We start from the raw sequence: 25,955 nt of genomic DNA, 5'->3' as shown, positions 1-25,955 counted from the left end.
ATGCTGGAATCGGCGGCCATGCTCGTCATCCTCATGTCGGAGAAGGGTCGTACGCGCGTTCGCGACGGGTTAATGCCGCGCCTGCGGCGCGCGGCGATTCAGTCTTCTTCCTGGGATGCGCCGGCGCGTTCGGCGTGGCAGCGGCTGTCCCAGGCGGTGCCCGGCAGCAATTGCCAGCGGTTGCGATTGGCCACCCCGATATCGATCACCTGCGCAGGGTCCACGCAGGGACTCATCGCCTCCTCCAGGACCAGCACCCAGCGCTTGCCCGGCGCCTGCGCCAGCCATGCCCCGGCGTCATGCCACTGCTCTGCCCAGGGACGCTTGAAGCCGAACTCGCGCACCGGCCGGTCGGCCTGCAGCAGATTCTGTTCACGCCATGCCAGCAGAGCCAGTTCCGCGTCGGGGCCGATCCGCGTCCCGACCCGACGCATCACCGCCGACGCCGACGCGTAGGGGTCCAGGGCCGGGATCAGCACCAGCCCGTACAGCATCCACAACATGCCGTGCGCCAGCAGCACCAGCACAGCTGCGCGGCGCACCCGCAGCCACAGCGCGGCGCTGGCCAGCGCGATGGCGAAGGTCAGCAGGCCATCACCCAGTACTGGCAGCAGCGTGTCGGGCATCGCCCGGCGTGCAAGCTGCGCCTGCGCCCACGGGCTGTCGGTCAGCATCATCACCCCCAGCGTGCCGGTGGCCAGCATCAGCACCAGGCTGTAGCCGAACAGGTAGCGCCGCACGCACCGGCGCCGCAGCAGGCCCGGCAGCAGCGGTGCCACCGCCAGTGCCATCGCCGGCAGCATCGGCAGCACGTACACCTCGCGCTTGCCGGGGCTGGCGGTGAAGAACAGCAGCACCAGCGCGGCCCACCCCAGCAGCAGCCATTGGCGGCGGTCGCCGCGCCGCAGGCGGCGCCACCACGGCCTGGCCAGCAGCGGCAGCAGCAGGCTGCCCGGCAGCCACAAGGTGGCGATCACCTGCAGGTAGTACCAGGCCGGCTGCCGGTGGTGCCAGGCGTTGGCATAGCGCGTGCCGGTCTGCTTGAACAGCAGTTCATGGGCGTAGGACTGCAACGTCGCGCTGGGCTCGTGCAGCAGTGCCCAGCCCAGCGGCGCCAGCCACACCGCCGTGCCCAGCAGGAACGCCGGCAGCAGCCACAGCAGCGTGGCAGGATGCGCGCCGCTGACCGGGCGTCCGCGGTGGCGCTGGTACAGCCACCCGCCGAGCCAGGGCAGCACGATCAGCAGCGGCAGGAAACCCACGCCCTTGGTCACGGTGCCCAGCCCGGCGGCGAAACCGGCCAGCCACAGGGCCGGCAGATTGCGGCGCTCGCACAGGTGGCGAAGCAGCCCCCACAGGGCCAGCGTGGTCATTGCCACCAGGACCATGTCGATCTGCGCACGCTTGGCCATCAGGCCGAACTGCAGCGTGCAGAACAGTGCCCCCAGCGCGTACAGCGAATGGCGCGGCGACCACAGCCGGCGTGCCAGGTCCGAGACCAGCCACAGGCTGAGCAGGGCGGCCAGCAGCGACGGCAGCAGGAACGACCACTGCCAGCTGCCCACCAGCTGGTGCGCGGCCGCCTGCAGCCACATGAACACCGGAGGCTTTTCGGCGTACAGCTCGCTGCCGCGGTGCGGCAGCAGCCACTGCCCGGTCTCGACCATGGTGCGTGCGGCCAGCACGAAGCGTGGTTCGTCCGGCGGTTGCGGCTGGCGCATGCCCAGCCCGGCGGCCAGCGCCATCACCATCAGCAGCCACAGCAGGGGAAGATGCCAACGGCGGGGCAGGGCAACGGGCACGGCGGGCTCCGGATGCAAAACGGACAGTCTGGTCGGGCGCAGGTGGGAAAGCTGTCGGAGCCGCGTCAGGACGACCGTATTCCGACATCGGCGGCGCTACCATGGGCCCACTTCCCGTGGATCGTTCGCGCATGCGCCTGTTGGTGATCGAGGACAACCGCCAGTTGGTGGCCAACCTGTTCGATTATTTCGAGTCGCGTGGACACGTGCTCGACGTCGCCCCCGACGGCGTCACCGGCCTGCACCTGGCCGGCAGCCATCCCTACGACGCGGTCATCCTGGACTGGATGCTGCCGCGCATGGAAGGGCCCGAAGTCCTGCGGCGGCTGCGCGCCGAGCATGCCTCCGAAGTACCGGTGATCATGTTGACCGCGCGTGATGAACTGCCGGACAAGATCGCCGGGTTCCGTGCCGGCGCCGACGATTACCTGACCAAGCCGTTCGCCCTGCCGGAACTGGAGGTGCGCCTGGAAGCGCTGTTGCTGCGCGCGCAGGGCCGCAATCCGCGCAAGCGCCTGCAGGTGGGTGACCTGGTGCTGGACCTGGCCACGCTGGAGGCGCAGCGTGGCGGCCAGGTGCTGCATCTGTACCCGGCCTGCCGCAAGCTGCTGGAAGTGCTGATGCGGGCCAGCCCGGGCGCGGTCACCCGCCAGCAGCTCGAGTTCGCCCTGTGGGGTGACGAGCCGCCCGATGGCGACCTGCTGCGTTCGCATGTGTACGAACTGCGCCGCAGCGTCGATGGCCCGTTCAATGACAAGTTGATCCACACGCTGCCGCGGGTCGGCTACCGGCTGGCCGCCAGCGCAGGGGGAGAGGCCGGCCATGACCACCCAGGCGCGTAAGCCGGGCCCGCTGTACCGGCGCGTGGTGTGGTGGCTGCTGGGCTATCTCGCGCTGATCTCGCTGGCGGTGTTCAGCGTGGGCAACTATGTGCACGAGCACGCCGAGCACGCAGCCTGGCGCGCGCTGCTCAATTCCGAGCTGGACAGCATCGTCGAGCACACCGAGCACGAGCCGCACTACCGCTGGCAGGACTCGGACACCTTGAGCCTGTACCGCTTCGACCAGGCGCGGCTGCCCGACAGCGTGCGCGTGCTGCCTCCCGGCCTGCACGACGGGGTGATGATCGGCGAGCGCGAAACCGCGGTGATGGTGCGGGACACCGAGGCGATGGGACGGGTCGCGCTGGCCCTGGACATCTCCGACTTCCATGACCTGGAGCAGTTCGCCACGCGCTGGGTGATGCTTGCCGGCATCATCATGGTCTTCGTCACCGTGCTGATGGCCTCGTTCGGCATGGAGCGCATGGTGCGTCCGCTGAGCCTGCTGGCCCAGCATATCGGCGCACTGCGGCCCGGAGAACAGGGCCAGCGCATCGACGTCGATCCGCGCGGCAGCTCGGAACTGCACACCATCGCCGATGCGTTGAACGATTACCTTGACCGCAACGAGCGGTTCGTCGAGCGCGAGCGGGTCTTCATCAGCACCGCCAGCCACGAACTGCGCACACCGATCGCAGTGATGACCGGCGCCGCCGAACTGGCGCTGGAGCAGCCGGGCCTTCCCGAACGCGCGCGCCAGCAGGTGCAGCGTGTCCTGCGCACCGCGCAGGGGGTGGAGCAGTTGGTCGAACTGCTGCTGGTGCTGGCGCGCGATCCGGCCCGGCTGGCCGCGCACGCCGAACGCATCGCACTGGACCAGCTGCTGCCGGAAATCGTCGATGACCACCGCCATCTGCTCGGCGACAAGGACCTGAGCATCGACATCCAGGCCGCACCGGTCGATATCGTCGCGCCCCTGGCAGTGGTCCAGGCCGCCATCGGCAATCTGCTGCGCAATGCCATCGAGAACAGTGGCCGTGGCCGCATCGAGCTGCAGCTGACCGCAGCGGCGGTGCTGACCCTGCAGGACCCGGGCCATGGCATGAGCCCGGAGGAGATCGCGGCGATCCACGCGCGGATGGCGCGCGGCGAGCGCAATGACAGCGGCGGTATCGGTCTGGACCTGATCGCGCGCCTGTGCGGGCACCTGGGCTGGACCCTGCAGCTGCAGCCCTGCCAGCCGCGCGGCACCCGGGCCACGCTCGATTTCGGGGCCTCACGTCCAGGCTGAACCGGGCGGGTCCGGATTCGGCTGGCACCCGCCCCCGGGCTGCAGGCCGTCAGCGGCCTGCCGGCCGTGCCACGTGCTGGTCGATCAGGATCACGTTGCCATCAGGGTCGGCCAGCTGCAGATAGCCCGTGCCCTGGCCATCGGGATCGGTGCGCACGGCCAGTTCGATCCCCTTCGCATCCAGTTCGGCCTGCAGCGCGCGCACATCCTGGAACGCCGCCAGCTCCTGCTTGTGCTGGTCCCAGCCGGGGTTGAAGGTGAGCAGGTTGCCCTCGAACATGCCCTGGAACAGGCCGATGACGATGCCGTCGTTGCGCAGCACCAGCCAGTTCTGCGTGGCGTCGCCGCCGGTCACGGTGAAGCCGAGTGCTTCGTAGAACGCGCGCGAGGTGGCCAGGTCCTTGACTGCCAGGCTGACCGAAAAAGCACCAAGTTGCATGGGAACCGCTCCTGGGAGGCATGCCCGATTCTCCGCAGCTGCGCGCCGGCGGGCAAGCAGCGCAGCATGACCCCGCGTGAAGACGATGTTAATCTCACCCTGCGCCGCCTTATGCGGCGCTTTTTTTTAACCGCTCTTTCGATCGACAGAGGATCCCATGCCGACCGAACCCGCTACTGCCCTGATCAGCAACGACATCGTTGGACTGGGCCTGATCGCCGCCACCCTCGCCCTGATCTTCTGGGCCGCCAGCGGTCCCACGCCCCTGCTGAAGAAAATCTTCGCCTGGGTGCCGGCGCTGCTGCTGTGCTATTTCATTCCCGCCATCTACAACACCGCCGGTGTCATCGACGGTCACAACACCTCGCTGTACAACCCTGTTGCCCGCGACGTGCTGCTGCCGGCAGCGCTGGTCCTGCTGACCCTGTCGATCGACCTGAAGGGCATCGCCAAGCTGGGACCGAAGCTGCTGCTGGTGTTCTGCGCCGGCACCGCCGGCATCATGCTGGGCGCGATCGTATCGTTCCAGGTGATGAAGCTGATCCATCCGGAAACGGTGGCCGGTGACACCTGGGCCGGCATGGCCGCGCTGGCCGGCAGCTGGATCGGCGGTGGTGCCAACATGGTCGCCATGCGCGAAGTGTTCGGTACCGACGCCACCACCTTCGGCCAGTTCGCCGTGGTCGACGTGGCCTGTGCCAGTCTGTGGATGGCGATCCTGTTGTTCATGGCCAACCGTGCCCAGCAGATCGATGCGCGCAACGGTGCCGACACCCGCGCCATCGACGAGATGAAGGCGCGCATCAGCGCCTACGAGGCGCAGAACGCGCGCATCCCTAGCATGACCGACCTGATGGTGATCGTCGGCGTGGCGCTGGGCGGCGTCGGCCTGGCCCATGCGATCGCTGCGCCGCTGTCCGGCTGGTTCAAGGCCAACGTCAGCTGGGCCAGCCAGTTCAGCCTCGACAGCCCGTTCGTCTGGGTGATCCTGCTGTCCACCGCGACCGGCCTGTCTCTCAGCTTCACCCGCGCGCGCCGCCTGGAAGCGGCCGGTGCCTCGCGGCTGGGCACGGTGTTCCTGTATTTCCTGATTGCCTGCATCGGCATGCAGATGAACCTGTTGTCGCTGCTGGATCGGCCGTGGCTGTTCCTGCTGGGCGCGATCTGGATGGCCACGCATGTGCTGGTGCTGTGGATCGTGGCCAAGCTGGTACGGGCGCCGTTGTTCTTCTTTGCGATCGGATCGCAGGGCAACATCGGTGCGGCGGCATCGGCGCCGGTGGTGGCGGCGGCGTTCCATCCGACACTCGCCCCGGTCGGCGTGCTGCTCGGCACGGTGGGCTATGCCACCGGCACCGGGCTGGCCTACGTCACCGGTTTGATCCTGAAGTGGATGGCCACCGGCTGAGGCCCCGCGGTTCCTGCCGGTGGCGGTTCGGGTGCGCGGTGCCTGCCGTGACCCGGATCCACCGGCGTTGCCGGGCAGGGCCGTGCCCCGGCCTTCTGGTGCGTGCTGCAGGCGGAACTGTGCGGTACATACCGGAACGCATGGCGGTACCGTCGTAGCGTTGTCCGCTCATGTCGCTGATGGACAGTGACGTTCCGAGGGGGAGATGTGATGACGCAACGATGGATGATGCGAGGGGCTGCGGCGCTGGTGCTGGTGTTGAGCAGTGCGGCGGCAGCGGCGCAGGCGCAGCGCGTCGCACAGGGCGGCGGCGTGCAGGCGGTGACCGAGGCCAGTGCACGCGAAGTGGCGGCACTGATCGCCCAGCCGGGCTTCGGCGAGGCCGTGCGCACCACGCTGGCCGCATCGCCGGCGCAGGGCGTGGCGCTGGATACGGTGTTGGCGCGCTTCGATCCGCAGGCCCGTACCCGCGCCCGTGCCGTGCTGGCCAGCAACGACCGGCAGCTGCGCCTGGCCAAGGGGCTGCCGGAACACGGACAGGCACTGCTGCAGCTGCGTGCCTACGTGCCCGAGGGCCACGCGCTGGCGGCCATCCCCCCGGGTCAGCTGTGGGTGGCCAGCCTGCCGCGGGGCAATGACCGCGACTGGACCACCATCACCGCCTACGATGCGCAGGGGCGCGCGCACGTGCTGGATGCGAAACAGGCTCCGGACGTTGCAGTGCTGATCGTCGATGTCGATACCCGCCGCTCAGTGCAGGAGGGCATGGCGCTGGTCAACGCCGGCCTGCGCGCACGCGGGCTGCAGTCGCCCGAACGGATCCAGCTGTCGGCTGACGGTACGCAGGCTTCGCTGGACATCACCCGCCTGGACCGCATCCGCCTGGCCGACGACCAGGAGCCCTGGGCGCTGGGGGCGGCCGAGGTGTTCGCGGTGGTTTCCGGTCTGCAGCTGGGCGCCAGCGCACCGGAGATGGTCACCGTCGACCTGCCGTACCTGGACGACGACGGCACCGACTACACCCCGCAGCAACCGCTGATCCTGTGGGGCAACTATCGATTCAACGCCGCCAACGTGCAGCTGTTCGAGGATGACGGCGATACCAATTACCAGGAGCTGCTGGTGGCGCTGAGCAACGGCGTCAAAGCGGCATTGGGCGCGTTCGCACCGGAGTATGCCGTCATCGCCGACATCGCCGGCGCGATCCTCAAGGCCATGCCCACGTCGTGGTTTGCCAATGACATCGACTATATCGACAGCTACTACCTGTTGCAGCGCGGCCAGGCCTACCAGGACAGGATGGGCGCGGCCAACAACGCCAAGGTCACCCTGACCCCGATCACCCTCACGGAGTAGTCCGGCAGGGCGGGACCCGCATTCGCCGACATCCACGAACAGAAGGGGCCCTGATCCGTTCTCCAGGGAAAACGGATCAGCCCCCGGATGATTCGCACCGTCACCGGACATCTGTCAAAGGCGGAGCGGTGTGGGTTGGCAGGACCGTTGGCGCGATGGGCCCGAGGCATGCCTCGGGCGGGTTGGGCAGGACGCCCAACTCCGGTCCTGCCGTGTGCGCAGGACAGCGCACACGAGCAAGGCGCCATCGAGCCCCCATGGGTGAGGGCGCTTTGCTTGCGAAGCACGGCTTCGCAGGCGCCCGAACGCACAGCCGCCAGCCGTTGCAGTTGATGTTGCCGTTGCCTCTGCGGGCGCCGGGCTGCACGCCCGGCACCCACCGAGAACCTCAACAGCAACGGCCACCGTTGCGCCCGCCGTAGCGCGCTTCCTGCCGCTCGCGGAAGAACGTCTTGTAGTCCATCGGCTCGCGGTCCGGATGCTTTTCCCGCACGTGCCGCACGTAGTTGTCGTAGTCGGGAATGCCGCAGCACAGCCGCGCCGTCTGCACCAGGCGTCGCCACACACGGCGATGCGCCTGGTACTGGCCTACCGGTACCAGTTGCGTGCTCATTACAGATCCACCATTTCATGCGGCTTGAGCGCCACGTACGGGGTCTCGCGGTCGCTGCGCTGCGGGTTGCGGCGCGCCGCCACGATCGTCTTGATCGAGTACACCAGCACCGCCGCCACCACCAGCAGGAACAGCGCGGTCAGGCCGGTATTGACGTAGGCATTGACCACGATCTGCTGCATCTGCGCCACCGACTTGGCCGGTGCGGTGATGGTGCCCGTGGCCAGGGCGTCCTGGAACTTGTGTGCCTGGGCCAGGAAGCCCTGTGCCGGGTTGCTGTCGAAGATCTTGATGAAGCCAGCGTAGGTGGTGCAGATCAGCAGCCACACCGCCGGCAGCGCGGTCACCCAGGCGTAGCGGTCACGCTTCATCTTGAACAGCACCACCGTGCCGAGCATCAGTGCGATGCCGGCCAGCATCTGGTTGGAGATGCCGAACAGCGGCCACAGCGTCTGGATGCCGCCGAACGGATCGACCACACCGGTGTACAGCAGGTAGCCCCACAGCGCCACGCAGCCAGCGGTACCGATGATGTTGGCGGTCCACGACTCGGTCTTCTTCAGCGCGGGGACGAAGTTGCCCAGCAGGTCCTGCAGCATGAAGCGACCGGCACGCGTACCGGCATCGACGGCGGTCAGGATGAACAGGGCTTCGAACAGGATCGCGAAGTGGTACCAGAACGCCATCATCGCGTCGCTGCTGCTCGGAATCGCCTCGTGCAGGATCTGCGCGATGCCGACCGCCAACGTTGGCGCACCACCGGCGCGATGCAGGATGGTCGGCTCGCCGATCGCCGCCGCCGTCGCGGTCAGCTGTTCCGGGGTGATGGTGAAGCCCCAGGTGTTGGTGATGTAGTGCGCGGCCGACGCGGCATCGGCACCGATCACCGCCGCCGGGCTGTTCATTGCGAAGTAGATGCCCGGATCGATGATCGAGGCGGCCACCAGCGCCATCACCGCCACGAACGACTCCATCAGCATGCCGCCGTAGCCGATGTAGCGCATGTGCGCTTCATTGGCCAGCAGCTTCGGCGTGGTGCCCGAGGAAATCAGTGCATGGAAACCCGATACCGCACCGCAGGCGATGGTGATGAACAGGAACGGGAACATGCCGCCCTTCCACACCGGACCGTCACCGCTGGCCGCGAACTGGGTCAGCGCCGGCATCTTCAGCTCGGGCATCACCACGAGGATGCCGATGGCCAGCGCGATGATGGTGCCGATCTTGAGGAAGGTGGACAGGTAATCGCGCGGCGCCAGCAGCAGCCATACCGGCAGCACCGAGGCGACGAAGCCGTAGCCGATCAGCATCCAGGTGATCTGGGTGCCGGTGAAGGTGAACGCCGGGCCCCAGGTCGGGTCGGCCGCCACCTTGCCGCCGAACCAGATCGCGGCCAGCAGCAGGATCAGGCCGACCACCGAGATCTCACCGATCTTGCCGGGGCGGATGTAGCGCATGTACACGCCCATCAGGATCGCGATCGGCATCGTGGCGATCACCGTGAACATGCCCCACGGGCTCTCGGCCAGCGCCTTGACCACCACCATCGCCAGCACCGCCAGGATGATGATCATGATCAGGAACGCGCCGAACAGCGCGATGGTGCCGGGCACCTGGCCCATCTCCTCGCGCACCAGGTCACCCAGCGAACGGCCGTTGCGGCGGCTGGACAGGAACAGGACCATGAAGTCCTGCACTGCGCCGGCCAGCACCACGCCGACCACCAGCCACAGCAGACCGGGCAGGTAGCCCATCTGCGCGGCCAGTACCGGGCCGACCAGCGGGCCGGCACCGGCAATGGCGGCGAAGTGATGGCCGAACAGCACGTGCTTGTTGGTCGGCACGTAGTCCAGGCCATCGTTGTTGATCACCGCCGGCGTGGCCCGGGTCGGATCCAGCTGCATCACCTTGTTGGCGATGAACAGGCTGTAGAAGCGGTAGGCCACCAGGTACAGCGACACCGCGGCAACCACGATCCACAGTGCGTTGATGTGCTCGCCGCGGCGCAACGCCACGGTACCCAGGCAGAACGCGCCGAGCAGGGCCAGCAGCGCCCAGCCTATTTTGGAAAACCCTTTCATGAGGTGCTCTCTCCCGGAAAGATGGTCAAAGAGTCCCGCGTGCCCTTGGCAGGGTCAATGTGTCCAGGACTATTGGGCGGTAGTACTTTGGTCGAACATGGCCGGCGCCCGGGGCAGGGATCTGATGCCCACAACGCGCGTTGCGGCGGCACGCGGACATGACGCGCAGCGAACACCAGGGATGGAACAATCGGTTGCGGTGCCATCCATTGGCGCCGCGCGCGACGGCCTCCATCTTTACCGGCATCCACCCAACAGGAGTCGCCATGAGCCTTCCCGAGCCGGTCCGCGTGCTGCGGACCATCCGTGGCATGCCCACCTCCGATGGTGCCGGCGTGCGCCTGACCCGGGTCATCGGCGGGCCATCGCTGCCCGATCTGGATCCGTTCCTGCTGCTGGATGAATTCGGCACCGACCGTGCCGAGGATTACATCGCCGGCTTCCCGGAGCATCCGCATCGTGGCTTCGAGACCGTCACCTACATGCTCGATGGGCGCATGCGCCACCGCGACAACCACGGCAACGAGGGCCTGCTGACCCCGGGCAGCGTGCAGTGGATGACCGCAGGCCGCGGCCTGGTCCATTCGGAGATGCCCGAGCAGGAAAGCGGGCAGATGCGCGGCTTCCAGCTGTGGGTGAACCTGCCGGCGCGCGAGAAGATGACCGCGCCGAAGTACCAGGAATTCGCCCCCGAACGCATCCCGGTGGTGCAGCCGGCCGAGGGCGTGCAGGTCAAGGTGATCGCCGGCACGGTGGACGGCACCGCAGGGCCGATCACGCAGCCGGCGACCGATCCGCTGTACCTGGACATCACGCTGGCGCCCGACCGTGCATGGACCCATGCGCTGCCGGAAGGGCACAACGCGTTCGCCTACGTGTTCGAGGGCGCCCTGACCGTGGGCGAGCAGGACGCCGCGCGTGACGTGGCGCGCCAGGAACTGGCGGTGCTCGGTGGCGGTGAACAGCTGCACCTGTCGGCGGGAAGCGAAGGCGCGCGTCTGATCCTGGTGGCCGGCCGGCCGCTGCGGGAACCGGTGATGCGGCATGGCCCGTTCGTGATGAACACCCGGCAGGAGCTGATGCAGGCCTTCGTCGATTTCCAGGAAGGCCGGTTCTGAGCGCACACGACGCATCATTGCCGCACAGTGCCGGTAGCGCCGGGCCATGCCCGCATGCAGTGGGTAGCGCCGGGCCATGCCCGGCGGCTTTCCGGTAGAACCGGCAATGCGCCATGCCGGGCAAGCCCCGGCGCTGGCGATAGGGTGACCGATGCTGCGGGGATCCTGCCAGGCAGTCATCCCCGCCACCGTCAGCGCCCGTCGGCCACGGCCGAGGGCGTCAGGTTCATGCCCTGCGCAAGCTGCTGCAGGCTGCCCAGTTCCTCGGTGCTGCCCGGGTACAGCGCGATCTGCGCGTACCGGCCCTTGTCCAGCTTGACCACGCTGATGCGGCGCTCGGCATAGCCGGGCGGTTGCTGCCCGCCCAGGTCCGGCTGGTACCAGTACATCGATTCGCCGGCGAAGCTGCCCTTTTCCTGGCGCAGCGATCGGCTCAGCGGAATGCCCGGGTCGCGCTGGCTGAGCATCAGGCTCAGCACTTCACGGCCATCGCCGGTGGCAGCGCGGCAGACCAGGAACCCGGACTGCACCTGCTGCTGCCATTGCAGGCCGCTGCTGGCAGGCAGCGAAGGACATTCAACCGGGACCTGCGCGGCGGCATGGGCCGCGGCGAACAGCAGGCTCGACAGGACAACAGGCGCGAACTTCATGCATCCCCCAAGGTGGCGTGTCGTTGGCACCGCCGGTGGCACCGGCGGTCGTGGCATCCCATCCCCGGATGCCGTTCCGCCCGGCGCATGCACGGGCGGATGACCAGACCTTAACGGAACGTGAGCGATCGCACAAATCGCGGTTACATCCGTAACCATTGCGGCCGAAGGTCGGCCGCAATGGTGCCGGTCGTGCTCAGCGGTCGTTGCCGATCCACTTGTAGATGATGCCGCCGATCGCGCCGCCCAGCAGCGGAGCCACCCAGAACAGCCACAGCTGGCCGGTCGCACCGCTGCCGGCAAAGAACGCCACGGCGGTCGAGCGTGCCGGGTTCACCGAGGTATTGGTCACCGGAATGCTGATCAGGTGGATCAGGGTCAGGGCCAGGCCGATCGCCAGCGGCGCGAAGCCGGCCGGTGCCCTGCCGTGGGTGGCGCCCATGATCACGATCAGGAACACCGCGGTCAGTACCACTTCGCACAGGAAGGCGGCGGCCACGCTGTAACCACCGGGCGACAACGCGCCGTAGCCGTTGCTGGCGAACGCGCCGGCCTGGCTGCCATCAATGGCGAAACCGCTGGCACCGGAGGCGATCTGCAGCAGGATGAAACCGGCCAGCAGGCCGCCGGCCACCTGCGCGATGACGTACGGCACCAGGTCCCGGGTCGGGAAGCGGCCGCCGGCCCACAGGCCGACGCTGACTGCCGGATTGAAGTGCGCGCCGGAGATGTGGCCGAACGCATAGGCGCCGGTGACCACGGTCAGGCCGAACGCCAGCGCCACGCCGAGGAAACCGATACCCAGGGGATTGCCGTCGCCACCGAACTTGGCAGCCAGTACCGCGCTGCCACAGCCCCCCAGAACCAGCCAGAACGTGCCGAGGAACTCGGCGGCCAAGCGTTTACCCATGCTCATGTGATGCACTCCTTTGACGGTGAAAGTGTGATTTATGTCACATTTCAGTGATCAGCGGGTGACTGTAGCGTCAACGCCGGGTGCAGAGATACACCGTCGCATGTGTGCAGCACGCGATGTTCAGTACTGCGGCAGCGGAATGAATTCCTTGTCGTCGCCGGGAATGGTGCCGAAGCGGCCGGCCTCCCAATCGTGCTTGGCCTGCTCGATGCGCTCCTTGGAGCTGGAGACGAAGTTCCACCACAGGTGGCGCGGTCCATCCAGCGGTTCGCCACCGAACAGCATGGCCTTCACCGGCGTCTTCGCGCGCAGGCGGCCCACCGCACCGGCTTCGGGGATGATCAGATGCTGCGCGGGTACATCCACGCCATCCAGTTGCGCCTGGCCTTCGAGGATGTAGAGCGCGCGCTCACGGTGGCCGTTGTCGATGTCGATCTCCGCCTCCGGATCGAGGTCGATCGCCACGTTGAGGGTATCGGCGAACACCTTCACCGGCGATTCCTCGCCGTACGCGCGCCCCGCGATCACCCGCAGCCAGGCGCCGTTGCGGCGCTGCTCGGGCAGGGTGGCAGCGGCGTGGTGGTAGAACGCCGGCTCGATTTCCTCGTGCGATTTCGGCAGCGCCACCCAGGTCTGCATGCCGTGGATCGGGTTGTCATGGTCGCGGTCCGGTTGCGGTGTGCGCTCGGAATGGGCGATGCCGCGGCCGGCGGTCATCCAGTTGACGTCACCGGGACGGATGACCTGGTCCGAACCGAGCGTATCGCGGTGGCCGATCGCGCCCGACCACAGGTAGGTCACGGTGGCCAGGCCGATATGCGGATGCGGGCGCACGTCGATGGCCGTCCCGGGGTGCATGAGTGCCGGGCCCATCTGGTCGACGAACACGAACGAGCCGATGCTGCGGGCCTGCAGGGTCGGGACGGCGCGACGGACTTCCAGGCCGCCGATGTCGTGCACGCGCGGGGCGATGATGGTGGTCATGCGGGCGTTCTCGCTGGCAGGGATCAGGTGATCAGCATCGCATGCAGCTGTGACCGGGGCATGCCCCGTATGGGCAACAGGGTGTTCCAGCCAACGGCGCAGCCCCTCGTGGCTGGACGGTCGAAAGCGGGTCATGTGTTTGGGCCGGGCGGGTGGGTTGCGCAGGACACGCCGTAAACCCGTCCATGGGGGCTCGATGGCGCCATCCATGGCGCCAACGGTCCTGCGCAACCCACCCACCCGGCCTCTGACAGTTTCCGTGTTCATCAGCCACGGAAAAGAAAAAAGAAAATCAAAATCAAACGCCGGTCGCTTCGCTCTTGGTATCGGACCAAGTTCAACATCCACCCGTTTGCGTTAGCCATCACCAAGGTTCGCAGTTCACCCACCGTCACCGGGAAACTGTCAGGGGTGGGGTGGTGTGGGTGGGCAGGACCGTTGGCGCCATGGATGGCGCCATCGAGCCCCCATGGACGGGTTTACGGCGTGTCCTGCCCACCCACACCGCCCCGCCCAACAAACAGAAAAGCCAGAGCCGGCTGTTGCTCCGGCTCCGGCTCTGGCTGTTGATCCTGCGGGTGCCGGGCCGCAGGCCCGGCCGATAAAACCCCTTACACCACCGGTTCGCGCAGGGCCGGGTTGTCCCAACCCGGACGCGGCGCAAAGCGATCACCATGGCGCTGCTGCAACGCCTTCAGACGCTCCACGATCACGTCGGCACCCACCGCTCGGATGTGCTGGATCGGACCACCGCGGAACGGCGCGAATCCGGTGCCGAAGATCACCCCCGCATCCAGCAGGTCCGCATCGGCCACCACGCCGTCGTGCAGGCAGGCCACCGCTTCGTTCAGCAGCGGCAGGATCAGGCGGTCTTCCAGATCGGCCGGCGCCTGGTAGTTGCCCGGCACATCCGGCTTCTTCGGCTTGCCGTTCTCCCAGGCATAGATGCCCTGGCCGTCCTTCTTGCCGCGCTTGGCCGGGTCCACCGTCTGCAGCGCCGCGGGAATCTGCAGGCCGAGGAACGGCGCCAGTTCCCTGCCGACACCCGCCGCCACGTCCAGGCCGACGGTATCGATCAGCTCGATAGGGCCCATCGGCATGCCGAACTTCACCGCCGCCTTGTCGATCACCGGCCCCGGGATGCCCTCGGCATACGCGGTGGCGGCTTCCAGCATGTACGGGAACAGCACGCGGTTGACCAGGAAGCCCGGACTGCCGGCCACCGGCACCGGGAACTTGCCCAGCGCCTTGCAGAACGCGGCCAGGCGGCGCTCGGTTTCCGCCGCCATGCCGTCGTGGTGGATGATCTCCACCAGCGGCATCTGCGCCACCGGGTTGAAGTAATGCAGGCCGGCAAACTGCGCCGGGCGCTGGATGTGGTCGCGCAGTTCCAGCAGCGGAATCGACGAGGTGTTGGTGGTCAGCAGCGCGTCCTGCTTCATCGCCGGCTCCAGCGTCTGGTACAGCGCACGCTTGGCGTCCGGGTTCTCGATGATCGCTTCGATCACCAGATCGGCCTCGGCCACGCCGCGGCCCTCCAGGTCGGCACGCAGGCGCGCGGCCACTGCCGGGCGCTTGCTCTCATCGCGTACCTTCTTGGCGAACAGCGCCTGCGCGCGTTCCATGGCCGGGTCGATGAAGCGCTGCTCACGGTCCTGCAGGGTCACTTCGAAGCCCTTGTAGGCGGCCCATGCGGCGATGTCACCGCCCATCACGCCAGCACCGACCACATGCACGTGGCGGATGCCCGAATCACCGCCACCCAGGCCCTTCAGGCGTTCGGTGAGGAAGAAGATGCGGATCAGGTTGCGTGCAGTCGGCGTGCTGGCCAGTTTCACCACCGCACGGCGCTCGGCATCCAGGCGCGCCTGCACCGGCTTGCCACCACTGCGCTGCCAGGTGCTGATCAGCGCATAGGGGGCCGGATACTGGTCCTTCTTCGCCTTGCGCGCCACCTGCTTGACCATCTGCGGCGCCAGCAGCTGGCGTGCCGGCCAGGTGTTGGTCGCCCACGCCAGCGCACGCTGCTTGAACGGCCGGGTCGTGCCGGACAGCGCCAGTGCCACCGCGGTATCAAGCACCACCGCCGGGGCCACCACCTTGTCGACCAGGCCGATGCCGCGCGCGGCCGAGGCCGACAGGGTACGACCGGTCAGCATCATGTCCATTGCCGCCGGGGCGCCGACCAGCTGCGGCAGGCGCGCGCTGCCGCCCCAGCCCGGGAAGATGCCCAGCTGCGTTTCCGGCAGGCCGATCCGGGTCGAACTGTCATTCGATGCCACCCGGTAGCGGCAGGCCAGCGCCAGCTCGGTGCCGCCGCCCAGGCAGTGGCCGTGGATCGCGGCCACGGTCGGGCAGGGCAGCTCGGCCAGCTTCTGGTAGGTGGACTGGCCGCGGCGGATGGCATCGTTGACGGTGCCGCGGCGGTCGAATTCCTGGAATTCCTTCAGGTCGGCGCCGGCGATGAAGCCGGCCTTCTTCAGCGACTGGATCACCACGCCCCTGGGCGGGTCCAGGGCGATGCGCTCAAGCAGGTCGCCCAGTTCCAGCAGCACGTCCTGCGACATCGCGTTGACACTGCTGTCCTGACGATCCAGGGACAGGACCACCACGCCATCGTCGCGGATCTCGGGGTGCCAGTGGCTGAAGCGGAGACCATCGAAGCTTGAGAGCATGGACGTTCCATCCGGTTGTGTATGGAGAAGCGGCTATGATCCAGAGGTTGTTTCCCCCGCGTCAAATCCCAATAGCAGGGGGGGGCGCCCCTGGATCCAGAGCCTGGAACCGGGACGCTAACGGAACGGTGGTTAAAAGCTGGTGCGGCGCCAGGTGATCGGCGACTGAACTTTTCCCGGGATTGGCAGTCTCATTGCCCGACGTCGGTTGGGCTGACAGGAGTGCGGCCCCTCATGGCCGATGTTGATACACCTCAGGAGCTGGATCTGGAACTGGTCCGGCGCGTGCAGCACGGCGAGAGCGCCGCGTTCGATGTCCTGGTGCGCAAGTACCAGCATCGGGTCGTGGCCCTGGTCGGTCGCTACATCGCCGACTGGAGTGAATGTCAGGACGTGGCCCAGGACACTTTCATCCGCGCCTATCGTGCGATCGGAAGCTTCCGCGGCGACGCCCAGTTCTCAACCTGGTTGCATCGGATCGCCGTGAACACCGCCAAAAACTACCTGGCTTCACACAATCGCCGCCCGCCCACCGATGACATCGACATCGGCGATGCCGAGCAGTTCGACAGCGGTACCCGGTTGCGCGATACCGATACGCCCGAGCGCGAGCTGATGCGCCAGGAACTGGAACAGACGGTGATGAAAGCCGTCAACGCGCTGCCGGAGGAACTCCGGTCGGCGATCACCCTGCGCGAAGTGGAAGGCCTGAGCTACGAGGAAATCGCGCAGAAGATGGGGTGTCCGATCGGCACCGTGCGTTCCCGGATCTTCCGGGCGCGCGAGGCGATCGACATCGAACTCCGGCCGCTGCTGGACATCGGCAGCGCCACCCGTGAGAAGAGCCGCGTATGACCCGTCATCCTTTCAACGAATCACACGATCATCAGTCGCCTGCCGGGCAGCGCCTGGAGCAGCGCCATCGCGAACAGCTGTCGGCCCTGGTCGACGGCGAACTCGGTGCCGATGAGGCGCGCTTCCTGCTGCGCCGCATGGAGCACGACCCGGAGCTGGGCGGCTGCCAGGAGCGCTGGCAGCTGCTGGGCGACGTGATGCGCGGCCAGGCCTCGCTGCTGGCACCGGCTGGGTTCAGCGCCGCGGTTGCCGCTGCGATCAGCGCCGAACCGGCACCGCAGACCGACGCGAGGCGCCAGGTCCGTCGCAGTGGCTGGCGTGCCTGGGGCGGTGGTGCCCTGGCGGCCTCGGTGGCGGCGGTCGCCCTGTTCATGGGCCGCGAGAAGCTGCAGGAGGCGCCGCCGGTCGATGTCGCCGCACCGCAGGTGATTGCCAGCCAGGCCGAGCTGCCGGCAGCGCCGGCGCCGGTCACCGAAGCGTCGGCCGCTCCTGCGGCGATCGGGCTGGCCAGCGCTCCGGCGGTGGCTGTGGCCGCGGCCAGCCGCCGCCAGGATGCCCGCCGCGCCAGTGCCACCCGCAGCCAACAGGCGGCACGCGTGGCCCAGCGTGACGTACAACCGCAGCGGGCGGTGGCCAGCCAGGCGCTGACCCCGACCGTGCCGGCCAGCGCTGCGCGCAGCCTGCCGTTCGGCGAGGTGGGCAGCCTGCAGGCCCGCCCGTGGCCGCGTTCCAGCCTGGCGCCGGCCGCCGGCGGTGCGCTCAACGCCAGCTTCCCGGCCGCTGCCGGCGGCGCCGCGTTCTATCCCTTCGAGCCGCGCCTGCAGGACGACCTGCCGGCGTCGCAGCGTCCGCGCGACTGAGCCGGACACCGTCACGCCCCGCCGCTGGCGGGGCACCTCTTTTCCCTTCCATCCGACCCGGAGGTTGCCGTCCGATGACTCCCCGACTCCGCACGCACGCCATTGGCCTGTTCGCATTGACCCTGCCGCTGGTGGCCTGCGCCCAGGCGCCGGCGCCCGCTGCACAACCGCAGGCCGCCGCCGCCGCCGCACCGCGTGCGCCCGCGCAGCCGCTGGTCAGCGGCCTGCCTGACTTCACCCATCTGGTCGAGCAGGTCGGCCCCGGCGTGGTCAACGTCGATACCACCATTGTGCGCAGCAACCGCCAGGCGCGCGGTGGCATGGGCCCCGACGACGAGATGCCGGAATTCTTCCGCCGCTTCTTCGGGCCTGACTTCCCGATGCCCGGGCAGGGCCCGGGGGGCCAGGACGGCGGCCCCAGCATCAAGGGCCGCGGCATGGGCTCGGGCTTCATCATTTCGCCCGATGGCTATGTGCTGACCAACTACCACGTGGTCGCCGATGCCAGCGAGGTGAAGGTCAAGCTGGGTGACCGTCGCGAGTTCACCGCCAAGGTGGTCGGCAGCGACCAGCAGTACGACGTGGCCCTGCTGAAGATCGAGGGCAAGAACCTGCCGACCGTGCGGGTGGGCGATTCCAACAGCCTCAAGCCGGGGCAGTGGGTTGTCGCAATCGGCTCGCCGTTCGGCCTCGACCACTCGGTGACCGCCGGTGTGGTCAGTGCCCTGGGCCGCAATACCGGCGGCCCGGACCAGCGCTATGTGCCGTTCATCCAGACCGACGTGGCGATCAACCAGGGCAATTCCGGTGGTCCCCTGCTCAACACCCGCGGCGAAGTGGTCGGCATCAACTCGCAGATCTTCTCGGCGTCCGGTGGCTACATGGGCATCAGCTTCGCGATCCCGATCGACCTGGCGATGAGCGCCGTCGAGCAGATCAAGAAGACCGGCAAGGTGACCCGCGGCCAGCTCGGTGCGGTGGTGCAGGAAATCGACGGCCTGAAGGCCCAGGCGATGGGCCTGCCGGACAGCCGTGGCGCGCTGGTCAACCAGATCGTGCCGGACAGCGCTGCAGCCAAGGCCGGGGTGAAGATCGGAGACGTGATCCGGACCGTCAACGGCGCGCCGGTCAACAGCTGGTCCGACCTGCCGCCGCTGATCGGGGCGATGTCGCCGGGCAGCCGGGTCACCCTCGGGGTGATCCGCGACGGCAAGCCGCGTGAGCTGAGTGCGACCCTCACCGCGCTGGCCGAGGACGCACAGGGCAGCGCCCGCGGGCCGTCCGCCGGCAACGACGCGGCCGCGCCGCAGACCGGCGCCAACGCCCTGCTGGGCCTGGACGTGGCCGATCTGACCGCACCGCAGCGCAAGCAGCTGGGCCTGGAGTCCGGTGAAGGCGTGCGCATCACCGCCGTGAAGGGGGAGGGCGCACGCGATGCGGGCCTGTCCGGCGGCATGGTGATCCTGCAGGTGGCCAGCACTCCGGTTGGCAGCGTGGAGGCGTTGAACCGCGCCCTGTCCAGCTACCGCAAGGGCGATGTGGTCATGCTGCTGGTCCGCACCGGCAGCGGCAACAGCGCCTTCGTGGCGGTCAAGGCAGGCCCGTAACCCGGCCGCCGGCGGCCATTGCGGACCGCTGCGTGCCCCCGAAGCCCCGCCCTGGCGGGGCTTCGGCCGTTTCCAGCCCGGTCCGGCCAGGCCGCCCACGCGGTCAGGGCCCGGGCATGCGATAATCGACCGTTACCCTGACGACGCCGCGCGCCGCCGCCACCTATGTCTTCTGATTCGATGCGGAACATCCGCAACTTCTCCATCATCGCCCACGTCGACCACGGCAAGTCCACGCTGGCCGATCGCATCATCCAGCTCTGTGGCGGCCTGCAGGCCCGCGAGATGGAGGCGCAGGTGCTCGACTCCAATCCGATCGAGCGCGAGCGTGGCATCACCATCAAGGCCCAATCGGTATCGCTGCCGTACCTGGCCAAGGATGGGCAGACCTACCACCTGAATTTCATCGACACCCCCGGGCACGTCGACTTCTCCTATGAAGTCAGCCGCTCGCTGGCCGCCTGCGAAGGCGCGCTGCTGGTGGTCGATGCGGCTCAGGGCGTGGAAGCGCAGTCGGTGGCCAACTGCTACACCGCCGTGGAGCAGGGCCTGGAAGTGGTGCCGGTGATCAACAAGATCGACCTGCCCACCGCCGACATCGAGCGTGCCAAGGCCGAGATCGAGGCCGTGATCGGCATCGATGCCAGCGACGCAGTGCCGGTCAGCGCCAAGACCGGCCTGAACGTGCAGGACGTGCTGGAAGCCATCGTGCACCGCATCCCGCCGCCGCAGCCGCGCGACACCGACAAGCTGCAGGCGCTGATCATCGACTCCTGGTTCGACAACTACCTGGGCGTGGTCTCGCTGGTGCGCGTCATGCAGGGCCAGATCAAGGCCGGCGACAAGCTGCAGGTGATGTCCACCGGCCGTACCCACCAGGTCGACAACGTCGGCGTGTTCACGCCCAAGCGCAAGGTGATGCCGGCGCTGAAGGCCGGTGAAGTGGGCTGGGTCACCGCCAGCATCAAGGACGTGCACGGTGCGCCGGTCGGCGACACCCTCACCCTGGCCGCCGACCCGGCGCCGAAGCCGCTGCCGGGCTTCCAGGAAATGCAGCCGCGCGTGTTCGCCGGCCTGTTCCCGGTCGATGCCGAAGACTACCCGGACCTGCGCGAAGCGCTGGACAAGCTGCGCCTGAACGATGCCGCGCTGCGTTTCGAGCCGGAAAGCTCCGAAGCGATGGGCTTCGGTTTCCGCTGCGGCTTCCTCGGCATGCTGCACATGGAAATCGTGCAGGAGCGGCTGGAACGCGAGTACAACCTGGATCTGATCAGCACCGCACCGACGGTGGTGTACGAAGTGCTGAAGACCGACGGCACCATCATCAGCATGGACAACCCGGCCAAGCTGCCGCCGGTGAACCATGTCGAGGAGATCCGCGAGCCGATCATCCGCGCCAACGTGCTCACCCCCGAGGAGTACATCGGCAACATCATCAAGCTGTGCGAGGAAAAGCGCGGCAGCCAGATCGGCATCAACTACCTGGGCAGCCAGGTGCAGATCAGCTACGAGCTGCCGATGGCCGAAGTGGTGCTGGACTTCTTCGACAAGCTGAAGTCGGTCAGCCGCGGCTACGCGTCGCTGGACTACCACTTCGTGCGCTTCGATGCCGGCCCGTTCGTGCGCGTGGACGTGCTGATCAACGGTGACAAGGTCGATGCGCTGTCGCTGATCGTGCACCGCAGCCACGCCGACCGCCGCGGCCGCGAGCTGTGCGAGAAGATGAAGGACCTGATTCCGCGCCAGCAGTTCGACGTGGCCATCCAGGCCGCCGTCGGCTCGCAGATCATCGCCCGCACCACGGTCAAGGCCATGCGCAAGAACGTCCTGGCCAAGTGCTATGGTGGCGACGTTTCGCGCAAGAAGAAGCTTCTGGAAAAGCAGAAGGAAGGCAAGAAGCGCATGAAGCAGGTCGGCCGCGTGGAAATTCCGCAGGAAGCCTTCCTGGCCGTGCTGCAGATGGACAACAAGTAAGCTCCGAAACCGGCCTGCGGGCCGATTGTCCGGTGACGTTGCAAAGGACCCAGAATGAAACTGTTTGAGATCCTCCTGGTCGTGCTGACCCTGGCCTCGGGCCTGATCCTGCTGGCTGACAAGCTGTACCTGGCCAAGCGCCGTGCCCAGCGCGCCGGCCTGCTGGATACCGAGCCGGTGCTGGTGGATTACTCGCGCGCGTTCTTCCCGGTGCTGGCGATCGTGCTGATCGTGCGCAGCTTCATCGCCGAGCCGTACAAGATCCCGTCCAGCTCGATGATGCCGAACCTGCTGATCGGCGATTTCATCCTGGTCAACAAGTTCTCCTACGGCCTGCGCCTGCCGATCACCAACACCCGCTTCGTGCCGGTCGGCGATCCGGCGCGTGGCGACGTGGTGGTGTTCCACTTCCCGGGCCACGGCGACAACGACCCGGCCAAGGGCGAGAACTTCATCAAGCGCGTGATCGGCGTGCCGGGCGACACCGTCGTCTTCGAAGGCGACGGCCTGATCCTCAACGGTGAGCCGCTGAAGTACGACAACAAGGGCATCTATGCCGGCCATAAGGGCCAGGGCGAGGGCGCCAACCTGCTGGTCGAGCACCTGCCGGGCCGCACCCACACCGTGCTGGAGACCGACTACCCGCGTGGCCAGGGCCAGTGGACCGTGCCGGCCGGCAAGTACCTGGTGATGGGCGACAACCGCGACAACAGCGACGACGGCCGTTTCTGGGGCCTGCTGCCGGAAGAGAACCTGCGCGGCAAGGCCTTCCTGATCTGGCTGAACTGCCAGGGCTGGTTCTGCAAGGACGGTTTCGAGCCGTCGCGGATCGGCTCGAGCATCAACTGACTTCACATCCACTCGCGTATCTGGGGAGAACGCAATGAAGACGATGAACACGCAGCGCGGCATGACCCTGACCTCGTTCCTGACGGTCCTGATCGTGGTGGGTTTCTTCCTTTACATCGGCATGAAGCTGTTCCCGATGTACCAGGAGTACTACGCCGTGCGCTCGGCGATGAAGAGCCTGGCCAAGGAGCCCGGCATCGGCAGCATGGCGCCGGCCAACATCCAGGACCTGTTCTTCAAGCGGCTGTACATCAACTACTCGGAAAACGTGAAGCCGTCCAACGTCAAGTTCGACCGTCGAGATGATGGATGGACCCTCAATGTCAGCTACGAAGTGCGCCGCCCGCTGGTCGGCAACCTGGACGTGGTTGGCAAGTTCGATTCCTCACAGGACCTGACCCGTAGCGGTGCCGAATAAATCCTTCCAACGTGGTGACCTGATCGGTCACGTCTTCGGTGACCCGGGCCTGCTCAAGCAGGCGCTGACCCACCGCAGTGCCGGCGCGCCCCACAACGAGCGGCTGGAATTCCTCGGCGACAGCATCGTCAACATGATGGTCGCCGAGGCGCTGTACCAGCGCTGGCCCAAGGCCGACGAAGGGGCGCTGACCCGTGCCCGCGCCGAACTGGTGCGCGAGGGCGCGCTGGCGGTGATTGCCCGGACCCTGCAGCTGGGCGAGCGGCTGACCCTGGGGCCAGGTGAAATGAAGTCGGGCGGGCATCGCCGCGACTCGATCCTGGCCGACGCGGTCGAGGCGGTGGTCGCCGCGATCTACCTTGACGCCGGATTCGAGGCCTGCCGGGCGGTCGTCCTGCCCTGGTTCACCGCCTCGATGGAGGCGCTGCCGGCTACCGGCAGGCCGGACAAGGACCCCAAGACCCGCCTGCAGGAATGGCTGCAGGGCCGACAGAAGGCGTTGCCGCAGTACGAACTGGTGTCAGAATCCGGTGACGACCACGCCAAACACTTCCGGGTACGCTGCAACGTAGCGGACCCGGCCGTCAGCACCGAGGGCGAAGGCCCTTCGCGGCGGATTGCCGAACAACAGGCGGCTGCGGCCGTCCTTGAACAACTGGATTCCAAGTGAGCGAACAAACTCCCCATCATTGCGGCAGTGTGGCCGTCATCGGCCGCCCCAACGTGGGCAAGTCGACCCTGACCAATGCCCTGGTCGGGGCCAAGGTCAGCATCGTGTCCAACCGGCCGCAGACCACCCGTCACCGCCTGCTGGGCATCGCCACCTATCCGGAAGGCCAGCTGGTACTGGTCGACACCCCCGGCCTGCACAAGGTGCAGAAGCGGGCGATGAACCGGGTGATGAACCGCGCCGCGCGCGGCTCGCTGGAAGGCGTCGATGCCGGCCTGCTGGTGATCGAGGCGGGCCGCTGGGATGAGGAAGACAGCCTGGCCTTCAACGTGCTGCGTGATGCCGGCATTCCGGTGGTGCTGGTGGTCAACAAGATCGACCGCCTGAAGGACAAGGGCGCGCTGCTGCCGTTCCTGCAGGAGGTGACCGCCGGCCGCGACTTTGCGTCGGTGCATCCGATTTCCGCGCAGAAGCGCAACGGCCTGGACGCCCTGGTCCGGGATGTGCTGGCGCTGCTGCCGGAAGCGCCGCCGATGTTCGGCGAGGACGAGATCACCGATCGCAGCCAGCGCTTCCTGGCCGGCGAACTGGTGCGCGAGCAGCTGATGCGCCAGCTGGGCGAGGAACTGCCGTACGCCACCACGGTGGAGATCGAGCGCTTCACCGAAGACGGCAACCTGCTGCGCATCGGTGCGGTGATCTGGGTCGAGCGCGAAGGCCAGAAGGCGATCGTGATCGGCAAGGGCGGCACCCGCCTGAAGGAGATCGGGGCCAAGTCGCGCCTGCAGATGGAGCGTCTGTTCGGGGCCAAGGTGTTCCTGGAGACCTGGGTGCGCGTGCGTGAAGGCTGGTCCGACGACGAGGCCGCACTGAAGGCCTTCGGTTACGAGTAACCCGGAACGGTCGCTTCGATGCTGATCGAGGACGACACCGGCTTCGTGCTGCATGCACGGGCCTACCGCGAGACCAGCCTGCTGGTCGAAGTGCTGAGCGCGCAGCACGGCCGGATCGGCCTGCTCGCGCGCGGCGTCTCCACCGCCAAGGGACAGGTGCTGCGCGCCGCCCTGCAGCCGCTGCAGTGGATCCGCTTCAGTGCCCTGCAGCGGGGCGAACTGGCCCAGCTGCGCGGCGCCGAGGCGCTGGACGCCGCCCCGCGGCTGGTGGGCCAGGCAATGCTGGCCGGCTTCTACCTGAGTGAACTGACCCTGCGCCTGGCCCCGCGCCAGGACCCGCTGCCGGAGCTGTACCTGGCCTATGGCGAGGCGCGCGCACGGCTGGCGGTGGGGGCCGGCCTGGCCTGGACCCTGCGGCGCTTCGAACGGGAACTGCTGGCGGCGCTGGGTCTGGGCTTCGATCTGGACAGCGCGAGCGACGGCCAGCCGATCGACCCGGCGGCGCGCTACGAGCTGGACCCGCAGGAAGGCGCGCGGCGGCTGCTGAGCGAGCGGGGCGGGGAACGCCGGGCGGCGGCCACGGGCTCGGCGCTGCTGGCATTGGCGGCCGACGAAGAGCCCGAGGCCGCCGACCTGGCCAGCCTGCGCCTGCCGATGCGACGGGTGCTGGCCCATCACCTGGGGCCGCGCGGCCTGAAATCCTGGGAACTGCTCGAGCAGCTCGCTCCCAGGCGTTGAGGGTGTCCGGCAGGGCCTGCAGCCCTGCGCCTGCCGAGGCCAAGGCACGAGCCAGAGCAACAGCAACAGGGTGCACCCCGCCATCCCACGGGATGCCCGCTTTTGACGTTGGATTTGACGTCAGCTTCGGCAGGTGCAGGGCGCAGCCCTGCCGAACACCCCTCAATGCAGCAGGGCAGCCACCGCGGCGCGGAACCCGTCCTGGGCCAGCCCGGACTCGGGCGCATGATGCAGCTGGCGCACCGCACGACCCAGCCGTGCCGCACCGACGAAACCGCAGCTGGCCTGCAGCCGGTGCAGCTGGCTGCGCAGCTGGCGTTCGTCATGCTGGTGCACGGCCTGCTCGACCGCATCGCGTACGCCTGGCAGCTCGGCCAGGAACAGCTCGCGCAGGGCGATCAGGTGGTTGCGCTGGCCATTGAGCGCGGCCAGTGCCGCGGTTTCGTCCCAGTCCTCCACCGCCAGTTCCACCGCCGCCGGCGGGGGCGGGGTCGGGCCGGCAGGACTGTTGACCAGGGCACGGCGGACCGCCTTCAACAGCTGGTCACGGCCCAGCGGCTTGACCAGCGTGTCGCTGAAGCCGGCCTCGCGCAGGCGCGCATGAATGGAGGCATCGCCATCGGCGGTGTGTGCCAGTGCCGGCGTGTCCGGGTGCGAACGGCGCAGCTGATGCAGCAGCTGGGCGCCGTTGCCATCGGGCAGGTTGACGTCGATCAGCCACAGATCGTGGGCGCCGGGCTCGGCGCGGGCCAGGGCGCTGGCCAGTGAGTCAGCGGTGTCCACATCGGCTGGTAACGTTTCCAGCGCGGCTTTGAAAAAACCACGGCTGATGATGTCGTCCTCGACAAGCAGGAAACGGGGCCGGCCGGCCCGCGGGGTCATCTGCATCAGGGCTGCCTCCATGTCAGCTGGGGTCAATCATCAAGCACGGCGACCG

23 protein-coding genes are annotated in these 25,955 nt (G+C 67.8%); 14 read left to right on the top strand and 9 right to left on the bottom strand.

Annotated elements, in window-relative coordinates; all coding sequences use genetic code 11:
- Positions 1-98: 98 nt before the first annotated feature.
- Positions 99-1,802, bottom strand: coding sequence for an ArnT family glycosyltransferase (locus Q5Z10_RS16055; RefSeq protein ID WP_303636377.1), 1,704 nt, complete (start codon positions 1,800-1,802; stop codon positions 99-101).
- A gap of 131 nt (positions 1,803-1,933) precedes the next feature.
- On the opposite strand from Q5Z10_RS16055, the gene Q5Z10_RS16050 reads away from it, so the two are divergent.
- Both Q5Z10_RS16050 and Q5Z10_RS16045 read left to right on the top strand, forming a co-directional pair.
- Complete coding sequence (locus Q5Z10_RS16050) at positions 1,934-2,644, top strand: response regulator transcription factor (protein WP_303636376.1); 711 nt, start codon at positions 1,934-1,936, stop codon at positions 2,642-2,644.
- Entirely contained in the window at positions 2,625-3,914 is a 1,290-nt protein-coding gene (locus Q5Z10_RS16045) for a sensor histidine kinase (RefSeq protein ID WP_303636375.1), read from the top strand. Before Q5Z10_RS16050 ends, Q5Z10_RS16045 begins: the two co-directional genes overlap by 20 nt.
- Before the next feature lie 49 nt (positions 3,915-3,963).
- Here the strand turns inward: Q5Z10_RS16045 and Q5Z10_RS16040 are convergent, their stop codons facing one another.
- Positions 3,964-4,353, bottom strand: coding sequence for a VOC family protein (locus Q5Z10_RS16040; protein WP_303636374.1), 390 nt, complete (start codon positions 4,351-4,353; stop codon positions 3,964-3,966).
- Between the two features lie 157 nt (positions 4,354-4,510).
- Here Q5Z10_RS16040 and Q5Z10_RS16035 point away from each other — a divergent pair, with 157 nt between their 5' ends.
- On the top strand, positions 4,511-5,761 hold the full coding sequence (locus Q5Z10_RS16035; protein ID WP_303636373.1) for a DUF819 family protein: 1,251 nt from the start codon (positions 4,511-4,513) through the stop codon (positions 5,759-5,761).
- A gap of 210 nt (positions 5,762-5,971) precedes the next feature.
- Positions 5,972-7,117: a DUF3103 family protein gene (locus Q5Z10_RS16030; protein ID WP_303636372.1), complete on the top strand. Its 1,146-nt coding sequence runs from the start codon at positions 5,972-5,974 to the stop codon at positions 7,115-7,117.
- 388 nt (positions 7,118-7,505) lie between these two features.
- Here Q5Z10_RS16030 and Q5Z10_RS16025 read toward each other — a convergent pair whose 3' ends face one another.
- Together Q5Z10_RS16025 and Q5Z10_RS16020 are read right to left on the bottom strand one after the other, a co-directional pair.
- On the bottom strand, positions 7,506-7,730 hold the full coding sequence (locus Q5Z10_RS16025) for a YbdD/YjiX family protein (RefSeq protein ID WP_303636371.1): 225 nt from the start codon (positions 7,728-7,730) through the stop codon (positions 7,506-7,508).
- Positions 7,730-9,811 carry a carbon starvation CstA family protein gene (locus Q5Z10_RS16020; RefSeq protein ID WP_303636370.1) on the bottom strand — a complete coding sequence of 694 codons (2,082 nt, stop codon included), beginning with the start codon at positions 9,809-9,811 and terminating at the stop codon, positions 7,730-7,732. Before Q5Z10_RS16020 ends, Q5Z10_RS16025 begins: the two co-directional genes overlap by 1 nt.
- 266 nt (positions 9,812-10,077) lie before the next feature.
- Here Q5Z10_RS16020 and Q5Z10_RS16015 point away from each other — a divergent pair, with 266 nt between their 5' ends.
- On the top strand, positions 10,078-10,929 hold the full coding sequence (locus Q5Z10_RS16015; RefSeq protein WP_303636369.1) for a pirin family protein: 852 nt from the start codon (positions 10,078-10,080) through the stop codon (positions 10,927-10,929).
- A gap of 191 nt (positions 10,930-11,120) precedes the next feature.
- Here the strand turns inward: Q5Z10_RS16015 and Q5Z10_RS16010 are convergent, their stop codons facing one another.
- From Q5Z10_RS16010 to Q5Z10_RS15995, 4 genes are all read right to left on the bottom strand, one after another.
- A complete protein-coding gene (locus Q5Z10_RS16010; RefSeq protein WP_303636368.1) occupies positions 11,121-11,579 on the bottom strand; it encodes a hypothetical protein in 459 nt (152 codons plus the stop codon).
- A gap of 196 nt (positions 11,580-11,775) precedes the next feature.
- Complete coding sequence (aqpZ, locus tag Q5Z10_RS16005; protein ID WP_303636367.1) at positions 11,776-12,495, bottom strand: aquaporin Z; 720 nt, start codon at positions 12,493-12,495, stop codon at positions 11,776-11,778.
- 120 nt (positions 12,496-12,615) lie between these two features.
- Entirely contained in the window at positions 12,616-13,479 is an 864-nt protein-coding gene (locus Q5Z10_RS16000) for a pirin family protein (RefSeq protein ID WP_303636366.1), read from the bottom strand.
- Between the two features lie 611 nt (positions 13,480-14,090).
- Entirely contained in the window at positions 14,091-16,154 is a 2,064-nt protein-coding gene (locus tag Q5Z10_RS15995; protein ID WP_303636365.1) for a 3-hydroxyacyl-CoA dehydrogenase NAD-binding domain-containing protein, read from the bottom strand.
- Positions 16,155-16,388: 234 nt separating this feature from the next.
- Here Q5Z10_RS15995 and rpoE point away from each other — a divergent pair, with 234 nt between their 5' ends.
- The 9 genes from rpoE to recO all read left to right on the top strand — a co-directional run bounded on the left by rpoE (position 16,389) and on the right by recO (position 25,018).
- Positions 16,389-17,009: an RNA polymerase sigma factor RpoE gene (gene rpoE / locus Q5Z10_RS15990; RefSeq protein WP_303636364.1), complete on the top strand. Its 621-nt coding sequence runs from the start codon at positions 16,389-16,391 to the stop codon at positions 17,007-17,009.
- A complete protein-coding gene (locus Q5Z10_RS15985) occupies positions 17,006-17,869 on the top strand; it encodes an RseA family anti-sigma factor (RefSeq protein ID WP_303636363.1) in 864 nt (287 codons plus the stop codon). Before rpoE ends, Q5Z10_RS15985 begins: the two co-directional genes overlap by 4 nt.
- Before the next feature lie 74 nt (positions 17,870-17,943).
- Positions 17,944-19,476 carry a DegQ family serine endoprotease gene (locus Q5Z10_RS15980; protein WP_303636362.1) on the top strand — a complete coding sequence of 511 codons (1,533 nt, stop codon included), beginning with the start codon at positions 17,944-17,946 and terminating at the stop codon, positions 19,474-19,476.
- 180 nt (positions 19,477-19,656) lie between these two features.
- On the top strand, positions 19,657-21,450 hold the full coding sequence (lepA, locus tag Q5Z10_RS15975) for a translation elongation factor 4 (RefSeq protein ID WP_303639206.1): 1,794 nt from the start codon (positions 19,657-19,659) through the stop codon (positions 21,448-21,450).
- A 54-nt stretch (positions 21,451-21,504) separates the two neighbouring features.
- Positions 21,505-22,299, top strand: a complete 795-nt coding sequence (gene lepB, locus Q5Z10_RS15970; RefSeq protein ID WP_303636361.1) for a signal peptidase I — start codon at positions 21,505-21,507, stop codon at positions 22,297-22,299.
- A gap of 34 nt (positions 22,300-22,333) precedes the next feature.
- Positions 22,334-22,717, top strand: a complete 384-nt coding sequence (locus Q5Z10_RS15965) for a DUF4845 domain-containing protein (RefSeq protein ID WP_303636360.1) — start codon at positions 22,334-22,336, stop codon at positions 22,715-22,717.
- The gene (gene rnc, locus Q5Z10_RS15960) at positions 22,707-23,387 is read left to right on the top strand and encodes a ribonuclease III (RefSeq protein ID WP_303636359.1); all 681 of its coding nucleotides are present in this window, start codon (positions 22,707-22,709) and stop codon (positions 23,385-23,387) included. The genes Q5Z10_RS15965 and rnc overlap by 11 nt, the downstream gene beginning before the upstream one ends.
- Positions 23,384-24,280, top strand: coding sequence for a GTPase Era (gene era, locus Q5Z10_RS15955; protein WP_303636358.1), 897 nt, complete (start codon positions 23,384-23,386; stop codon positions 24,278-24,280). The genes rnc and era overlap by 4 nt, the downstream gene beginning before the upstream one ends.
- Before the next feature lie 18 nt (positions 24,281-24,298).
- The gene (gene recO, locus Q5Z10_RS15950) at positions 24,299-25,018 is read left to right on the top strand and encodes a DNA repair protein RecO (protein ID WP_303636357.1); all 720 of its coding nucleotides are present in this window, start codon (positions 24,299-24,301) and stop codon (positions 25,016-25,018) included.
- A 162-nt stretch (positions 25,019-25,180) separates the two neighbouring features.
- Here recO and Q5Z10_RS15945 read toward each other — a convergent pair whose 3' ends face one another.
- Complete coding sequence (locus tag Q5Z10_RS15945) at positions 25,181-25,906, bottom strand: hybrid sensor histidine kinase/response regulator (RefSeq protein ID WP_303636356.1); 726 nt, start codon at positions 25,904-25,906, stop codon at positions 25,181-25,183.
- Between the last annotated feature and the right edge of the window lie 49 nt (positions 25,907-25,955).

This window comes from Stenotrophomonas sp. 704A1 (genome assembly GCF_030549525.1).
GTDB classification, from domain to species: domain Bacteria; phylum Pseudomonadota; class Gammaproteobacteria; order Xanthomonadales; family Xanthomonadaceae; genus Stenotrophomonas; species Stenotrophomonas tuberculopleuritidis.
This window is presented reverse-complemented; position numbering and strand designations above follow the sequence as displayed.

Bases quoted from the DNA above. Each gene is read 5' to 3' on its own strand.
- Q5Z10_RS16050 (WP_303636376.1), top strand. From the start codon at position 1,934: ATGCGCCTGTTGGTGATCGAGGACAACCGCCAGTTGGTGGCCAACCTG.
- Q5Z10_RS16045 (WP_303636375.1), top strand. From the start codon at position 2,625: ATGACCACCCAGGCGCGTAAGCCGGGCCCGCTGTACCGGCGCGTGGTG.
- Q5Z10_RS16040 (WP_303636374.1), bottom strand. From the start codon at position 4,353: ATGCAACTTGGTGCTTTTTCGGTCAGCCTGGCAGTCAAGGACCTGGCC.
- Q5Z10_RS16035 (WP_303636373.1), top strand. From the start codon at position 4,511: ATGCCGACCGAACCCGCTACTGCCCTGATCAGCAACGACATCGTTGGA.
- Q5Z10_RS16030 (WP_303636372.1), top strand. From the start codon at position 5,972: ATGACGCAACGATGGATGATGCGAGGGGCTGCGGCGCTGGTGCTGGTG.
- Q5Z10_RS16025 (WP_303636371.1), bottom strand. From the start codon at position 7,730: ATGAGCACGCAACTGGTACCGGTAGGCCAGTACCAGGCGCATCGCCGT.
- Q5Z10_RS16020 (WP_303636370.1), bottom strand. From the start codon at position 9,811: ATGAAAGGGTTTTCCAAAATAGGCTGGGCGCTGCTGGCCCTGCTCGGC.
- Q5Z10_RS16015 (WP_303636369.1), top strand. From the start codon at position 10,078: ATGAGCCTTCCCGAGCCGGTCCGCGTGCTGCGGACCATCCGTGGCATG.
- Q5Z10_RS16010 (WP_303636368.1), bottom strand. From the start codon at position 11,579: ATGAAGTTCGCGCCTGTTGTCCTGTCGAGCCTGCTGTTCGCCGCGGCC.
- aqpZ (WP_303636367.1), bottom strand. From the start codon at position 12,495: ATGAGCATGGGTAAACGCTTGGCCGCCGAGTTCCTCGGCACGTTCTGG.
- Q5Z10_RS16000 (WP_303636366.1), bottom strand. From the start codon at position 13,479: ATGACCACCATCATCGCCCCGCGCGTGCACGACATCGGCGGCCTGGAA.
- Q5Z10_RS15995 (WP_303636365.1), bottom strand. From the start codon at position 16,154: ATGCTCTCAAGCTTCGATGGTCTCCGCTTCAGCCACTGGCACCCCGAG.
- rpoE (WP_303636364.1), top strand. From the start codon at position 16,389: ATGGCCGATGTTGATACACCTCAGGAGCTGGATCTGGAACTGGTCCGG.
- Q5Z10_RS15985 (WP_303636363.1), top strand. From the start codon at position 17,006: ATGACCCGTCATCCTTTCAACGAATCACACGATCATCAGTCGCCTGCC.
- Q5Z10_RS15980 (WP_303636362.1), top strand. From the start codon at position 17,944: ATGACTCCCCGACTCCGCACGCACGCCATTGGCCTGTTCGCATTGACC.
- lepA (WP_303639206.1), top strand. From the start codon at position 19,657: ATGCGGAACATCCGCAACTTCTCCATCATCGCCCACGTCGACCACGGC.
- lepB (WP_303636361.1), top strand. From the start codon at position 21,505: ATGAAACTGTTTGAGATCCTCCTGGTCGTGCTGACCCTGGCCTCGGGC.
- Q5Z10_RS15965 (WP_303636360.1), top strand. From the start codon at position 22,334: ATGAAGACGATGAACACGCAGCGCGGCATGACCCTGACCTCGTTCCTG.
- recO (WP_303636357.1), top strand. From the start codon at position 24,299: ATGCTGATCGAGGACGACACCGGCTTCGTGCTGCATGCACGGGCCTAC.
- Q5Z10_RS15945 (WP_303636356.1), bottom strand. From the start codon at position 25,906: ATGCAGATGACCCCGCGGGCCGGCCGGCCCCGTTTCCTGCTTGTCGAG.